This is a genomic window from Uniformispora flossi (assembly GCF_049534875.1).
Classification (GTDB): domain Bacteria; phylum Actinomycetota; class Actinomycetes; order Streptomycetales; family Streptomycetaceae; genus Yinghuangia; species Yinghuangia aomiensis.
The window spans coordinates 127,350-140,032 of sequence record NZ_JBMULZ010000007.1; the positions used below are offsets into that span (position 1 = coordinate 127,350).

At 72.7% G+C, this 12,683-nt stretch carries 12 protein-coding genes; 7 read left to right on the forward strand and 5 right to left on the reverse strand.

Annotated elements, in window-relative coordinates; all coding sequences use genetic code 11:
• Window positions 1–171 precede the first annotated feature (171 nt).
• Complete coding sequence (locus ACPA54_RS17730; protein WP_423530826.1) at window positions 172–1,068, forward strand: bifunctional helix-turn-helix transcriptional regulator/GNAT family N-acetyltransferase; 897 nt, start codon at window positions 172–174, stop codon at window positions 1,066–1,068.
• Between the two features lie 182 nt (window positions 1,069–1,250).
• Here ACPA54_RS17730 and ACPA54_RS17735 read toward each other — a convergent pair whose 3' ends face one another.
• On the reverse strand, window positions 1,251–2,453 hold the full coding sequence (locus tag ACPA54_RS17735; protein ID WP_423530828.1) for a DegT/DnrJ/EryC1/StrS family aminotransferase: 1,203 nt from the start codon (window positions 2,451–2,453) through the stop codon (window positions 1,251–1,253).
• A gap of 197 nt (window positions 2,454–2,650) precedes the next feature.
• Between ACPA54_RS17735 and ACPA54_RS17740 the strand changes: the two genes are divergently transcribed.
• Both ACPA54_RS17740 and ACPA54_RS17745 read left to right on the forward strand, forming a co-directional pair.
• Complete coding sequence (locus tag ACPA54_RS17740) at window positions 2,651–3,607, forward strand: aldo/keto reductase (RefSeq protein WP_423530830.1); 957 nt, start codon at window positions 2,651–2,653, stop codon at window positions 3,605–3,607.
• Window positions 3,604–4,380, forward strand: coding sequence for a FadR/GntR family transcriptional regulator (locus ACPA54_RS17745; protein ID WP_423530832.1), 777 nt, complete (start codon window positions 3,604–3,606; stop codon window positions 4,378–4,380). The genes ACPA54_RS17740 and ACPA54_RS17745 overlap by 4 nt, the downstream gene beginning before the upstream one ends.
• A gap of 58 nt (window positions 4,381–4,438) precedes the next feature.
• Here the strand turns inward: ACPA54_RS17745 and ACPA54_RS17750 are convergent, their stop codons facing one another.
• Entirely contained in the window at window positions 4,439–4,912 is a 474-nt protein-coding gene (locus ACPA54_RS17750) for a GNAT family N-acetyltransferase (RefSeq protein WP_423530834.1), read from the reverse strand.
• Between the two features lie 161 nt (window positions 4,913–5,073).
• On the opposite strand from ACPA54_RS17750, the gene ACPA54_RS17755 reads away from it, so the two are divergent.
• Window positions 5,074–5,925 (forward strand): metallophosphoesterase, encoded by an 852-nt coding sequence (locus ACPA54_RS17755; RefSeq protein WP_423530836.1) that lies wholly within the window; start codon window positions 5,074–5,076, stop codon window positions 5,923–5,925.
• A gap of 243 nt (window positions 5,926–6,168) precedes the next feature.
• Here the strand turns inward: ACPA54_RS17755 and ACPA54_RS17760 are convergent, their stop codons facing one another.
• Window positions 6,169–6,585, reverse strand: a complete 417-nt coding sequence (locus tag ACPA54_RS17760; RefSeq protein WP_423530838.1) for a VOC family protein — start codon at window positions 6,583–6,585, stop codon at window positions 6,169–6,171.
• Between the two features lie 204 nt (window positions 6,586–6,789).
• Complete coding sequence (locus ACPA54_RS17765) at window positions 6,790–7,671, reverse strand: helix-turn-helix domain-containing protein (RefSeq protein ID WP_423530841.1); 882 nt, start codon at window positions 7,669–7,671, stop codon at window positions 6,790–6,792.
• A 65-nt stretch (window positions 7,672–7,736) separates the two neighbouring features.
• Here ACPA54_RS17765 and ACPA54_RS17770 point away from each other — a divergent pair, with 65 nt between their 5' ends.
• Window positions 7,737–8,171, forward strand: coding sequence for an RpiB/LacA/LacB family sugar-phosphate isomerase (locus tag ACPA54_RS17770; RefSeq protein ID WP_423530843.1), 435 nt, complete (start codon window positions 7,737–7,739; stop codon window positions 8,169–8,171).
• Between the two features lie 37 nt (window positions 8,172–8,208).
• On the opposite strand, the gene ACPA54_RS17775 is transcribed toward ACPA54_RS17770, so the two are convergent.
• Window positions 8,209–8,757, reverse strand: coding sequence for a TetR/AcrR family transcriptional regulator (locus tag ACPA54_RS17775; RefSeq protein WP_423530845.1), 549 nt, complete (start codon window positions 8,755–8,757; stop codon window positions 8,209–8,211).
• Between the two features lie 156 nt (window positions 8,758–8,913).
• On the opposite strand from ACPA54_RS17775, the gene ACPA54_RS17780 reads away from it, so the two are divergent.
• Window positions 8,914–9,684 carry an SDR family NAD(P)-dependent oxidoreductase gene (locus ACPA54_RS17780; protein WP_423530847.1) on the forward strand — a complete coding sequence of 257 codons (771 nt, stop codon included), beginning with the start codon at window positions 8,914–8,916 and terminating at the stop codon, window positions 9,682–9,684.
• A gap of 176 nt (window positions 9,685–9,860) precedes the next feature.
• Window positions 9,861–12,287 carry a DNA helicase RecQ gene (gene recQ / locus ACPA54_RS17785; RefSeq protein ID WP_423530848.1) on the forward strand — a complete coding sequence of 809 codons (2,427 nt, stop codon included), beginning with the start codon at window positions 9,861–9,863 and terminating at the stop codon, window positions 12,285–12,287.
• Window positions 12,288–12,683: the final 396 nt, after the last annotated feature.

Below are 12,683 nucleotides of genomic sequence, written 5' to 3' on the forward strand. Positions count from 1 at the left end.
GGGCCCTCCACCCCGCTTCACCACCCCCCGGGTGGGACGCATAAACCCACACTGTTTGGCGGCGCCGTTTTGTGGCGGTGGGGGGGGGGGGGCGGGGGGGGCCCCCCCCGCCCCCGCCGCTTTTTGTGGACGCGGGCTGCGCGCCGGTAGATCTCTGACTAAAGTCAGAGAATGACTGACGCTGCGCACATCGACGACGTCCGCCGCTTCAACCGCACCGTGACCGCGCGGGTGGGGGTGCTGCACGACCGGTATCTCGGGCGGGACCGGCCGATCGGGGAAGCCCGCCTGCTGTGGGAGATCGGCGAGGACGGGCGGGACGTCCGGCAGTTGCGTGAGCGGCTGGGGCTGGATTCCGGGTACGTGAGCCGGTTGCTGCGTTCGCTGGAGGCGGCCGGACTGGTGACGGTCGAGTCGGCGGAGGCCGACCGGCGGGTGCGGACGGTGCGGTTGACCGAGGCGGGGCGGGGCGAGCGTGACGTGCTCGATCGGCGGAGCGACGAGGTCGCCGCGTCGTTGCTGGCGCCGTTGAACGCCGGGCAGCGGGAGCGGCTGGTGGCGGCGATGGCCGAGGTCGACCGGTTGTTGACGGCCGGGACCGTGTCGATTGACGAGGTCGATCCGGAACATCCCGACGCGGTGTTCTGTCTGCGCAGCTTCTACGCGGAGCTGGGGGAGCGGTTCGACACGGGGTTCGACCCGCTGCGGAGTCTGCTGCCGGATGCGGGTGAACTGCGGCCGCCGCGCGGGGTTTTCCTGGTGGCGCGGCAGTACGGGGAGCCGGTGGGGTGCGGCGGATTGAAGCTGCCCGCGGGGTTGCCGGCGGAGGTGAAGCGCATGTGGGTGGCGCCGAGCGCCCGGGGTTTGGGGCTGGGGCGGCGCTTCCTGGCCGAGTTGGAGGCACGCGCGGCCGCCGCGGGGCGGGCCGTGTTGCGCCTGGACACCAACAAGGTGCTCGACGAGGCGATCGGCCTGTACCGGGCGTACGGCTTCCGCGAGATTCCGGCGTTCAACGACGAGCCGTATGCCCACCACTGGTTCGAGAAGGAGGTGCGGGGCGGGGCGTGAGTCGCGGCGAGGCGGTTGTGCTCTTCCGGAAATAGCTAGGCGGAAAGTGACTTTGCGCAAAGCTGTCTCCGGAAGGGCGTGCTGCCTTCAAGCGGCCCGCACCGCAGTCGGCCGGCAGCGCGCGCGTGGCCCGGGCCGCGGCGGAGCGGCCCGGGCCGTTCAGCCGCGGCCCGGGCGCCCGCTCAGCGGCTCGCCAGGAACGCCTCGACCTGTTCGTGGATGTAGGCGGTGTCCTCGTCGTCCATGCGGTGGTTCAGCGGGACGATGAAGGCGTGCTCCATGACGCGGTCGGCGTTCGGGTATCCCGCCGGGTCGGCGCGGTGGGCGATGTCCTTGAAGCCGGGCTGGCGGAGGATGTTGCCGGACCAGACGGTGCGCGTGGAGATGCCGCGTTCTTCGAGGTACTGCTGGAGTTCGCCGCGGGTGAAGCCTGCCTCCGGGTTGATGATCGCGGGGAAGTTGAGCCAGCCGGTCTCCAGGCCGTCGGTCTGGCGCGGCGGGATGAAGGCCTCGGGGTGCTTCGAGAAGAACGCGTGGTGGGCGGCGAAGTGCCGCTGCCGGGTGGCGAGGAAGGTGGGGAGCTTCTCGAGCTGGGCGAGGCCGAACGCGGCGCCGAGTTCGGACGGTTCGAAGTTCCAGCCGATTTCGTCGAAGATGAACAGGTTGTCGTACAGGACGCCGTCGATCTCTTCGAAGAAGTCGCGGTTGCCCTTCTTGGAGCCGAAGAGCTGGAGTTCGGAGCGGCGGCCCCAGCGGCGCAGCATGAGGCCGCGGTCGCGGAGGGCTTCGTCGTCGACGAGGACCATGCCGCCGTTGCCGGCGCAGGTGATGATGTGGCTCATCGCGAAGCTGGTGACGGAGATGTCGGCGCGGGTGCCGGTGGGGGTGCCGCGGAGGGTGGCGCCGAGGGCGTCGCAGGAGTCTTCGACGACGACGAGGTTGTGCCGGTCGGCGATCTCGCGGATGCGGTCCCAGTCGGGGGCGTTGCCGGCCAGGTTGGGGGTGAGGATGGCTTTGGTGCGGGGGCCGATGAGGCCTTCGAGGCGGTCGACGTCGATCTGGAAGCTGTCCGGGTCGACGTCGGCGAGGACGGGGACGATGCCGGCCTTCACCATCGGGGCGATGTCGGTGGAGAAGGTGAGCGTGGAGGTGATGATCTCGTCGCCGGGCTGCAGGCGCAGCAGTTCGATGGCGAGGTAGAGCGCGGAGGAGCCGGAGTTGCACATGAGGCCGTGGCTCTTGCCGAAGAGCGCGGCGACCTTCTGTTCCATGGCGGCGACGTTGCGGCCGATGGTCATGGCGCTGGGCGGGCCGTTGAGGATGGCCAGCATGGCGTCGATTTCGGCTTGGTCGTGGACGCTTCCGGCGTAGGGGATCTTGCGCATGCGGCGGCCTCGCGGTGGGATCGTCGGGTGCGTGCCCGGGTGCTGGGTCGGGGTGGCCGGCCCGGTTGGTTCTGACGGGCCGTCAACTCTACTTTCATAGCTATCATGGCTATGATGGTGGGGCAAGGTGTCGAGCCCCGCACCGTCCGTCGGAGGCGGGGCGACGCGCGAGGGACACGGCGGAGAGCGAGGCGCGGGTGCGGTACTCCACGGTCGGCGGGTCGGGGCTGAAGGTCTCGGCGGTCGGGCTCGGCTGCAACAACTTCGGCATGCGCATCGACGCCGACGAGGCCGACCGGGTGGTCGGCGCGGCGCTGGACGCGGGCGTCACCTTCTTCGACACCGCGGACGTCTACGGCGGCGGCGGGCGTTCCGAGGAGATGCTGGGCAAGGCGCTCGGCACGCACCGCGAGGACGTGGTGGTGGCCAGCAAGTTCGGCGCGCCGGGGCGGGGCCCGTACGGCGGCGGCGGGTCGCGGCGGCATGTGATGCGGGCCTGCGAGGCGAGCCTGCGGCGGCTGGGCATGGACCACATCGACCTGTACTACCTGCACTTCCCGGACCCGGACACGCCGATCGAGGAGACCCTGTCGGCGCTGGACGACCTGGTGCGGCAGGGCAAGGTCCGCTACCTGGCGAACTCGAACCTGACCGGCTGGCAGCTGGTGGACGCGGACCACATCGCGCGGGCGAGCGGCGGCTCCCGGTTCATCGCCACGCAGCAGGAGTGGAGCCTGCTGAACCGCGACATCGAGCGGGAGGTCGTGCCGGCGGCGCGGCATCTGAACCTCGGGGTGATCCCGTACTTCCCGCTGGCGTCGGGGCTGCTGACCGGCAAGTACCGGCGCGGCGAGGGTTTCCCGGACGGCACCCGGTTCGCGGCGATTCCGCGGCTTGCGGGGGCGGCGACCGAGGAGAACTTCGCCGCGGTGGAGCGGCTGGAGGCGTACGGGCGGCAGATCGGCCGCAGCGTGCTGGAGCTGGCGCTGTCGTGGCTCGCCGCGCAGCCGGGTGTGCCGTCGGTCCTGGTCGGGGCGACGAGCGCGGCGCAGGCGGCGGCGAACGCGGCCGCCGTGGTGGAGCTGTCCGGCGAGGAACTGCTGGGCGTCGAGCGGGCGATCGCGGGGCCGGTCGCGGAAACGGCGGAGGGGTGACCTCGGGCGCGGTGCGGGCCGTCGGTTCCGGCGACGAGCAGGCGGTACGGCACCACAGTGTCGCCGACGCCGTCGCCGACCGGCTGCGGGCCCGTATCCTCGACGGCGTCATCGCGGACGGCGGAACGCTGCCGAAGCAGGACGACCTGATGGCCGAGTTCGGCGTCGGCCGCACGACGGTGCGGCAGGCGTTCCGGATCCTGGAGACCGAGGGTCTGATCACGGTGCGGCGCGGCAACACCGGCGGTGCGGTCGTGCATGTCCCGCAGCCCGCGGACGCGGCGCACATGTTCGGCATGGTGATGCACGCGCGGCACGTCCCGTTGGAGGACCTGGCCGGGGCGTTGCGGCAACTGGAGCCGGTGTGTGCCGCGTTGTGCGCGGAACGCGCGGACCGGGCCGAGGCGGTGGTGCCGGTCCTCGCGGACGTGCATGCGCGGATGGCGGATGCGCTCGACGACGGGCAGGCGTTCCTGCGGGCGAACCGCGACTTCCACGAGGCGCTGGTGGCGCGCTGCGGCAATGCGACGATGCAGATCCTGCTGGGCGCGGTCGAAGTGCTGTGGGCGCGCCAGGAGCAGGTGTGGGCGCATGCCGCGCTCGCGGACACGGGGCGCCCGGTGCGGGAGGCGGGTCTGCGGGTGCACGGACGGCTGATCGAGCTGATCGCGGCGGGCGACCGCGACGGGGCGTACGCGCTGGCGTCGCGGCACGTGACCGGGGCGCAGGAGTATCCGCTGCGGGATCACGGGGACCGGCCGGTCCAGGTGTGAGGTGCCGCCGGGCTGCCGCTTCGGGAGCCGGGGTGGGAATCGCTTCCGGACCGGGGCCTTACCCCAGTTCCTTGGCCATGCAGACGCTCAGCGGGCTGTTGCGGTAGTAGCCGAAGCCGGGGATGTCGGTGTAGCCGCTGGAGCGGTAGAGGGCGATGGCCTCGGGCTGGAGGGTGCCGGTCTCCAGGATCATGCGGGTGCGGCCTGCCTCGCGGGCGCGGTGTTCCACCTCGGCGAGGACCGCGCGGGCGAGGCCGCGGCCGCGGGCGTCGGGGCGGACGTACATGCGCTTGAGTTCCGCGTCGCCCGCGGACAGGCCGGGCTCGGCGGGGTCGGCGACGCGCCAGCCGCCGCACGCGAGCGCGCGGTCGTCCTGGTACACGACGAGGAACAGGCCCGACGGCGGGGCGAAGTCGGACTCGTCGACCGGGCCCTGGTCGGGGTCGCCGTAGCGTTCGGTGTAGATCTGCTGGACCTCGTCGCAGAGCTTGCGGACGTCGGGGTGCTGGTAGCCGAGCGCGCGGAAATCCATCGGGAAACGGTAACCGGCGGGGTCGGTGGGCCGGACACCGGTCCGCCCCGGCCGCGGACGCATAGTGCGACCCTTGACCTGGTCATACTCTTCTGGATGGACTTGCCGCGCCGTGACACGTGTCACCGCCTTCTCGTCCCAGTTCCGAGTGAGGACCGCCCGTGCGTACTCCCCGCCACACCCTCGTGCAGTTCAGCGACGTGCACATCGTTCCCGAGGGCGAGCTGCTCATGGGCACGCTCGACACGCTCGACCAGATGGAACGCGCGCTCGCCGCGGTCGAGAAGGCGGATCTGGACCCCGCGGCGCTGATCTTCACCGGTGACCTGGCGGACACCGGCGACATCCGCGCGTACCGCCGCCTGCGCGAGCTGGTCAAGGCCGCCGCCGAGCGCATCGGCACGCCGGCGCTGTTCGCGATGGGCAACCACGACAAGCGCGAGGCCTTCCGCGAGGGACTCCTGGAGACGGCGCCGCACGGCGAGCCGCACGACTACGTGCACCACGCGGGCGACGTCCGCGTCGTCGTCCTCGACAGCACCGTCCCGGGCACCCACGGCGGCGGCCTCGAGGATTCCCAGCTGGAATGGCTGCGCGCGGAACTCGCCGAGCCCGCCGCGGCCGGCACGGTGCTGGCCCTGCACCACCCGCCGATCCCGACGCCGCTGGCGTTCCTCGAGCGGCTGTCTCTGGAGAACCCGGAGCGACTCGGCGCGGTCATCAAGGACACCGACGTCAAGATCGTGCTGACCGGCCACAACCACCACGCGACGTGCGGCGCGCTGGCGGGTGTTCCGGTGTGGTCGGCGCCGGCGGTGGCGTACCGGGCGGATGTGTTCCCGCCGAAGGGCAGCTACCAGGGCGTCACCGGCGTCGGCTACACCCGCGTCGACGTGTACGACGAACTGGCGACTGCCACGTTCGTCCCGGTCGAACAGGCCAGCCCCGTCTACAGCTTCGAACGCGCGAAGGTCGACGCGTACCTGGCGAAGAATCCGGGCGCGCAGCACTGAGCAAGCGAGGTGAGGGCCGCGATCCGGCCGGGGGCGTAGCGGCGTTGCCGTGAGGCCCGGCCGGACCGCGGGCGTGGCATGGTGCGGCCGACTGCCACGTGCCTGCTCGCGGGCCGGCCTGCCGGACCCATGTGCGGCCGACTGCGGCACGCCTCCTCGCGGCCCGGCGGCCCGGCCTGTCGGACCCCACCCATAGCCCGTAAGGTCCCCCGGCCCGAGGCCCCGTCCGCTCCCGGGCGCGGGCTACTCCGGCCGGTACGACCCGAACGCCCACAGGTTGCCTTCCGGATCGCGCGCGACGTAGCCGCGGCCCCCGTAGTCCTCGTCCTGCAGCTCGCGTTCGATCTCCGCGCCCGCGGCGACCGCCCGCGCGTAGTGCTTGTCGACGTCGTCGTCCGTGTCGAGGATCAGGTAGACGCACACCCCTCCCACGGCCGTCTTGAGCCGTCCGGGTGCGTCACCCGCGTCCGACGCGGCCATCACACACCCGTTGCCCCAGCGCAGCTGCGCGTGCGCGACCGTGTCCTCGGGCCCGGGCACCACCATCGTGGGCGTCAGCCCGAACGCCTCGTCCAGGAACGCGATCACCCGCGCCGCGTCGCGGAACCGCAGCGTCGGGACCACATCCGCCACGGGCCGTCCGTTGTCTGCGCTGGTCATGGCACACCTCCACCGATTCCGGAGGGGCATCCGCCGTCTGCGGATCCCCACCGCCTCAGTCTCGGCAGGTGGGCGCGGCGTGTATTGGACGAACGGGAACAGCAGGGCCGCCGTCCCCGAGACGCGTGATGCCGGGGCTCCGACCGCGCCCTCCGGGACATCCCTGCCCGACCACGCGGGCCCCGCACCCGGTCCGCCCGGACCTCAGCCCGCGACCCCGCCCTCGTCCGGCAGCCGCGCCCCCAGGTACGTCGTCGGCGTGCACCCGGCCAGGTCCCGGAAGTCGCGGTTGAAGTGCGCCTGGTCGTAGTAGCCGCACGAGGTGGCGACGGCCGCCAGGTCCGGCACCGGCGCCCTCAGCAGAGCGACCGCGCGGCGGAAGCGGAACAGCCGGGCGACCTGCTTCGGAGGCAGCCCCACCTCCTCGCGGAACCGGGACGTCAGATGCCGGCGGCTCCAGCCGACCTCCGTGGCCAGCGCGGCGACGCCGACACGGCCGTGCGACGCGTCCAGCAGCGCCCACGAGCGCGCGACCTCAGGCCGCGGCACCGGGCCCTCGGCGAGGCGGCGCAGCCACACCGCGTCGATCAGCGCGAAGCGTTCCGGCCAGCCGGCGGCGGATGCCAGCCGGTCCGGCAGTTCGCCGCCGAGGGCATCCCAGACGTCCTCGAACGGGACGATCCGGTCGGCGAGTTCCGCCATCGGCAGGCCGAGCAGGGTGTACGCGCCCAACGGGCTCAGATCGACTTGCACGCCCGCCTGGACGCCGTCGTGCTCGGTCACCGTCGGCCCGTTGTGCAGTCCGGCGACGAACGACACCGTCTCGTCGGGCACCGCGATGCCGTCGTGCGGGAGCAGCCGGATCCGGTCGCCGAAGCTGATGATCAGGGTGATCTGCCGGGAGGCGACCTCGCGGCGGCGCAGCGGCCACGGCGTGCGCTCCGCGTAGCCGCAGTAGCCGCCGACCAGGCCGGTCAGCGCCGGGTGCGGGGTGGTGCGCACCATCTCCCAGGACCCGAGCGCCGAGGTGTGGCGGACGACGCGCGGCTCGGGGCGTATGCGGGGCAGTTCCGCGGCCGTGGCCATGGTCCGAGTGTGGCACGGTGGACCCACGGCGGCGGTGCGCCGCCGGTCGAGGGAGGTGCGGCGGTATGCGGATCGCGGTATCGGCGGACGAGGTCGCGGGCGTCGCGGAGCTGATCGGTGCGGAACTCGAGCGCCGCGGGCACGAGGTGCAGTTGTACGGGGCGCTGGTGCCGGGGGAGCGTGCCGACTGGGCGTGGTGTTCGGAGGCCGCGGCGCGCGCTGTTGCCGAGGGGCGTGCCGATCAGGCGGTCGTGGCGTGCTGGACGGGGGCTGGGGCGTCGATCGCGGCGAACAAGGTGCCCGGTGTGCGTGCGGCGTTGTGCACGGATGCGGTGATGGCGGACGGGGCGCGGAAGTGGGCGGATGCCAACGTGCTCGCGCTCAGCCTGCGGTTGACGTCGGAGCCGCTGCTCGGCGAGATGCTGGACGCGTGGTTCGCGGGGGAGCCGAGTGCGGATCCGGTGGACCGGGAGAACGTGGCGCACGTCGCGGACATCTGAGGCCCGCGGTCGCGCGGTCGGGTGGTGTCTGCGGCGTTCAGTCGCGGGTCCGGCCGACGCCGCCGAGGAGGAGTTCGGCGACGCCGCGCGGGGCTTCGCGGCGGGCGAGGCGGCCGTCGCGGACCGCCCATCCGGCGCCGACGGCGAGGGAGAAGACGGCTTCGGTGATCCACGCCGCGGGCAGGTCCAGGCGCAGGACGCCGTCGGCTTGGCCCTGCCGGACGACGGCGTTGACCCGGTTGTCGATACGCTGCCAGGCGGCGTCGATCTCCGGGACCTCGCACAGCGCGTTCTCGCCGTAGAGGATGCCGAGGAACTCGGCGATGGGCATGAGTTCGTCGACCACGCGGCGCAGGGCCTCGTCGGCGGGGCCGTCCTCGATGCGGGCGGCGTCCACGGCGGCGGAGACCTGCTCCAGGGCGCGGGCGCCGATGGCGCGGACGAGGGCGTCGCGTCCGGCGTACATGCGGTGCAGGGTCGCGCGGCTGATTCCGGCGGCGCGCGCGATGTCGTCCATCGCGGCGGCGGGCCGGCGGATCAGCAGGGCGGTGGCCTCGCGCAGGACGGTTTCGCGATCGGTCGACATGAATCAATTCTACCTCAGATGAGACAGTAATGTCTCATCGCGCCGGGGTGGCGGACTCGGCACCGGGGTGTGCGGGTGCGAAACCCTTGACCTTCTCCAAGAAAACGAGTTTTCTTTCGACGGTAAGACGTACGGAACGTACCCGCCGGAGGATCGATGACCGACCAGCACGCCGCCGACCCGTTCGACCTGACCGGACGGGTCGCCGTCATCACCGGCGGCAGCCGCGGCATCGGCCTGGCCATCGCCAAGGGCTTCGCCGCCCGCGGCGCCAAGGTCGTCGTCGCCAGCCGCAAGGCCGAATCCTGTGAAGCCGCCGTCAAGGACATCGAAGCCGCCGGCGGCACCGCACTGGCCGTCGCCGCGCACATGGGCGAGCTGGACGACCTGCAGAAGCTCGTCGACCGCACCGTCGAGCACTTCGGCGGCATCGACATCGTCGTCAACAACGCCGCCAACCCGCTGACCCTCCCGATCGGGCACTACACGCCCGAGGCCTGGGACAAGTCCATGCAGGTCAACCTGCGCGGCCCGATCTTCCTCGTCCAGTACGCGCTGCCCTACCTGCGGCAGAGCCGCAGCGCGTCCGTCATCAACGTCATCAGCGCCGGCGTCTTCCTGCGCTCGGAGCCGACGTCGATGTACGCCCAGGCCAAGTCCGGCCTGCTCGCCTACACCCGCTCCGCGGCCGGCGCCCTCGCCGCCGAGGGCATCCGCGTCAACGCGCTCGCGCCCGGCACCGTCGACACCGACATGGTCCGCAACAACACCCCCGATCGTGTGGAGTCCATGAAGAAGTCCTCGCCGCTCGGCCGCATGGCCGACGCCGACGAGATGGTCGGCCCGGCCCTGCTCCTGGCCTCCGACGCGGGCAGCTACATCACCGGCGCGGTCATCAGCGCGGACGGCGGACTGACCGTCCACTGACGGACGTTGCCGGACTCCTCCGGTGTTGCGATCGCGGCCGGGCGCCCGTGCGGGCGCCCGGCCGCCACCGTCGTGACGGGTGCGGCGGGTGGGACGTCGGCGTTGCGGTTCGAACTGTTCGATCCGGACGCCGAAAGCCCCCGCCGGGTGTCCGGGCGGCTGCCTAGAATGCCCAGATGCGCAGCACGCCCGACCCCACCGCCCCCGAAGACCCGCCCCCGCACGAGGCGACGGCCGCCGGGCCGACACCCGGCGACCCGGTGTCCGAATCCGTGCACGGCGTGCTCCAGCGCGTCTTCGGCTACGACGCGTTCCGCGGCGACCAGCACGAGATCGTCACCCACGTCGCCCGCGGCGGCGACGCCCTCGTCCTGATGCCCACCGGCGGCGGCAAATCGCTGTGCTACCAGATCCCCGCGCTGGTCCGCGACGGCGTCGGCGTCGTCGTCTCGCCGCTCATCGCCCTCATGCAGGACCAGGTCGACACCCTCACCGCCCTGGGCGTCCGCGCCGGCTTCCTCAACTCCACCCAGGGCCCCGACGACCGCCGCCGCGTCGAAAACGCCTTCCTCTCCGGCGAATTGGACCTGCTCTACCTCGCCCCGGAACGCCTCCAAGTGGAAGGCACCCTGCGCCTCCTCGACCGCGGCAAGATCGCCCTGTTCGCGATCGACGAAGCACACTGCGTCGCGCAATGGGGCCACGACTTCCGCCCCGACTACCTCGCGCTGTCGCAACTGCACGAACGCTGGCCCGACGTCCCGCGCATCGCCCTCACCGCGACCGCAACGCCCGCCACCCACAAGGAAATCACCCAGCGACTCCAGCTCGACGGCGCCCGGCACTTCGTCGCCAGCTTCGACCGGCCCAACATCCAGTACCGCATCGAGTCGAAGCAGGACCCGAAGAAGCAGCTGCTGCGCCTGATCCGCGAGGAACACCCCGACGACGCGGGCATCGTCTACTGCCTGTCGCGCGCCTCCGTGGAGAAGACCGCCGACTTCCTCGTCGCGAGCGGTGTGACCGCGCTGCCGTACCACGCCGGACTCGACACCCGCACCCGCGCCGCCAACCAGGCCCGCTTCCTGCGCGAAGACGGCGTCGTCATGGTCGCCACCATCGCCTTCGGCATGGGCATCGACAAACCCGACGTGCGGTTCGTCGCGCACCTCGACCTGCCCAAGTCCGTCGAGGGCTACTACCAGGAAACCGGCCGCGCCGGCCGCGACGGACTCCCGTCCACGGCCTGGCTCGCCTACGGGCTCCAGGACGTCGTCCAGCAGCGCAAGATGATCGACGACTCCGAGGGCGACGCCGCCCACCGGCGCAAACTCAGCGCCCACGTCGACGCCATGCTCGCCCTCTGCGAGACCGTCGAGTGCCGACGCGCCCGCCTCCTCGCCTACTTCGGCCAAACCGGCGCCCCCGCCTGCGGCAACTGCGACACCTGCCTGACCCCGCCGGAGTCCTGGGACGGCACCGTCCCCGCGCAGAAGCTCCTGTCCACCGTCGTCCGCCTGGCCCGCGAACGCCGCCAGAAGTTCGGCGCCGGCCAGATCATCGACATCCTCCGCGGCAAGAAGACCGCGAAGGTCATCCAGTTCGACCACGACGCCCTCAGCGTCTTCGGCATCGGCGCGGACCTCGACGACAACACCTGGCGCGGCGTCGTCCGCCAACTCCTCGCCCAAGGCCTCATCGCGGTCGAAGGCGACTACGGCACCCTCGTCCTCACCGACGCCAGCGCCGACGTCCTCGGCGGCCGCCACCAGGTCATGCTCCGCCGCGAAACCCAGCGCGCCGCGGCGGGGAAGACGGCCCGGACGAAGTCCGCGGGCGGCTCGCGTACGAAGGGCACGCCGGAAGACTTCCCGGCGGAGGCCGTCCCGGTCTTCGAACACCTCCGCGCCTGGCGCGGCGCGACCGCCAAGGAACAAGGCGTCCCGGCCTACGTGATCTTCCACGACGCCACCCTCCGCGACATCGCCGCCGGCCGCCCCCGCACCCTCGCCGAACTCTCGACGATCGGCGGAGTGGGCGAGAACAAGCTCGCGAAGTACGGGGAACAGATTCTGGAGGCGCTGGGGGAGCTGGGGGAGTTGGATGAGGACGGACCGGTGAGCCCGAGTCCCTCGGGGGAGCCGGTGACCGGCGCCGGGGGCTCGGGCTCGTCTGGGCAGTCCGGCCTTGCCGGGGCCGGCGACGGAGCCGAGGGGCGTGGCCCGCGGGCGGACGCCGAGGCGGGGTCGGCGGCTGCGGCCGGGGACTCGGCGACGGCGGGACGGCTCGGGGGCTCCGGAGCAAGTGCCGGGGCCGAGAGTGCCCCCCGGGCGGCTATCGGCGCGCCCCGGTCGGCGGAGGAGACGGTCGGTGCGGGGGAGTTGAGCGCCGCGCACGCGGTGAGTGCCGGCCGTCCGGACGCGTCGGCCGCACCTGCGGCAGGCGCCGACGGCACCAGCCGCCCTGCCCCCGCCCGCACCGCACCGCGCCCGCCGCGCGGCGGAGGCGCCCCCGTCCTCGGCCCGGACGACGGCGCCCCTTGGGACGAACCCCCGCCGTGGGACATGGTGGAACCGCCGGAGGACGACGAGATGTACCGCTGACGAGGCCGGCCGGGCGCCCGACCGTGGCCGACGCCGGGGCGGGGGCTCGTGAGGCTTGCGGCATGTCCTTGGCCCGGCCGCGTTGGAGGGCGCGTGCCGCACGCTCCGGAGTAAAGGGCGTGGGGGTCTGCCGTTGTGCGTCTGCTGACGAGGTCGGCGGGGCGCCCGACCGTGGCCGACGCCGGGGCCGGGGCTCGTGAGGCTTGCGGTATCTCCTTGGCCCGGCCGCGTTGGACGACGCGCGCCGCAGGCCCCGGAGCGCGCGGGGACTCGGGGGTCGACCGCCGGGCGGGTCGACGTCGCCGTGGGCTGGGCTCCGCGGCACACGCGTCGTGCGCAGCGGCGGCGGGTTCGGGCCCGGCGGCATCGCCCTGGTCGGGAACCGCTCCGCGGCGA

Excerpts from the sequence above, each read along its gene's own strand:
- ACPA54_RS17730 (WP_423530826.1), top strand. The coding sequence starts at position 172 with ATGACTGACGCTGCGCACATCGACGACGTCCGCCGCTTCAACCGCACC.
- ACPA54_RS17780 (WP_423530847.1), top strand. The coding sequence starts at position 8,914 with ATGACCGACCAGCACGCCGCCGACCCGTTCGACCTGACCGGACGGGTC.
- ACPA54_RS17735 (WP_423530828.1), bottom strand. The coding sequence starts at position 2,453 with ATGCGCAAGATCCCCTACGCCGGAAGCGTCCACGACCAAGCCGAAATC.
- ACPA54_RS17760 (WP_423530838.1), bottom strand. The coding sequence starts at position 6,585 with ATGACCAGCGCAGACAACGGACGGCCCGTGGCGGATGTGGTCCCGACG.
- ACPA54_RS17765 (WP_423530841.1), bottom strand. The coding sequence starts at position 7,671 with ATGGCCACGGCCGCGGAACTGCCCCGCATACGCCCCGAGCCGCGCGTC.
- recQ (WP_423530848.1), top strand. The coding sequence starts at position 9,861 with ATGCGCAGCACGCCCGACCCCACCGCCCCCGAAGACCCGCCCCCGCAC.
- ACPA54_RS17770 (WP_423530843.1), top strand. The coding sequence starts at position 7,737 with ATGCGGATCGCGGTATCGGCGGACGAGGTCGCGGGCGTCGCGGAGCTG.
- ACPA54_RS17750 (WP_423530834.1), bottom strand. The coding sequence starts at position 4,912 with ATGGATTTCCGCGCGCTCGGCTACCAGCACCCCGACGTCCGCAAGCTC.
- ACPA54_RS17775 (WP_423530845.1), bottom strand. The coding sequence starts at position 8,757 with ATGTCGACCGATCGCGAAACCGTCCTGCGCGAGGCCACCGCCCTGCTG.